The organism is Oleiphilus sp. HI0132, from assembly GCF_001635845.1.
In genome coordinates, this window is sequence record NZ_LWGJ01001846.1 from 1 (window position 1) to 1,000 (window position 1,000).

Sequence of the window (1,000 nt, forward strand, 5' to 3'; positions counted from 1 at the left end):
GATCCTAAGCGTATTGCAGAATATGACCAGACGAAGATAGATGAATTACTGCTTAATTCAGGTGTGATTCGAAATAAGCTTAAGGTGAACTCTATTATTAAAAATGCACGCGAATTTCTCGAGATTGAAAAGAATGAGGGTGACTTTTCAAAGTACCTTTGGTCATTTGTTGGCGCTAAGCCGATAGTTAACAGCTGGCGGACGATGGCAGATGTACCGGCTGTAACGCCAGAGTCCGAAGCAATGTCGAAAGATTTGAAAAAGCGCGGCTTTACCTTTGTCGGTCCGACTATTTGCTATGCCTTTATGCAGGCTGTGGGGATGGTTAATGACCACCTGGTGACATGCCCAGAGTGGTCAAAAGTGAGCTAAAAGCTGAGTGAAGTTTAGCCCTTCTGATTCACCATCCATACTGCGGCTTCAACTCGAGAATTCAAACCTAGTTTTTTCAGGACATGTTTGACGTGAACCTTCACGGTTCCGTCAGAGATATCGAGTTCACGGGCAATAAGCTTGTTGCTCATACCTTTGGCTATGAGTTTCAGGATCTCGTGTTCCCGGCTGGTTAGTTTGGCTAATAAGTTCGATTTCTTATCGTTGCCGCCTCGTATTGCTCCGGCCAGAACATGTGTTAGCTTCTCACTGATCACCATTTTACCAAGCGCGGCTTCTTTTAGCTTTTCCAGTATTTGCTCAGGGTCCATATCTTTAAGCAGGTAGCCGTCGGCACCATAAGTAATAGCGCAAACAACGTCTTCATCACTATCGCTTACGGTTAGCATGATGATACGGGAGGTGATCTCGGCATTTCGCATGGCTCTAAGTGTTTCCAAACCATCCATACCTTGCATATTCAGATCTAACACGATTAGGTCGGGCTCGTGCTCTTTAGCAAGCTCTAGGGCGCTATGCCCATCACTTGCTTCACCAATGACTTCTAGCTCATCTTCGAATTCAATCAGCTGGGTTAGTCCTTTTCTTAATAAAGGGTGGTCATCAA

Annotated in this window: 2 protein-coding genes; one reads left to right on the plus strand and one right to left on the minus strand. The window is 45.1% G+C overall.

What is annotated here, in order from left to right; translation table 11 throughout:
* The coding region (locus A3766_RS27870) for a DNA-3-methyladenine glycosylase I (protein WP_197479807.1) at positions 1-372 on the plus strand (372 nt) is incomplete at its 5' end.
* A 14-nt stretch (positions 373-386) separates the two neighbouring features.
* Here A3766_RS27870 and narL read toward each other — a convergent pair.
* Positions 387-1,000, minus strand: a 614-nt coding sequence (gene narL, locus A3766_RS27875) for a two-component system response regulator NarL (protein WP_068643412.1), incomplete at its 5' end; no start/stop codon positions are given.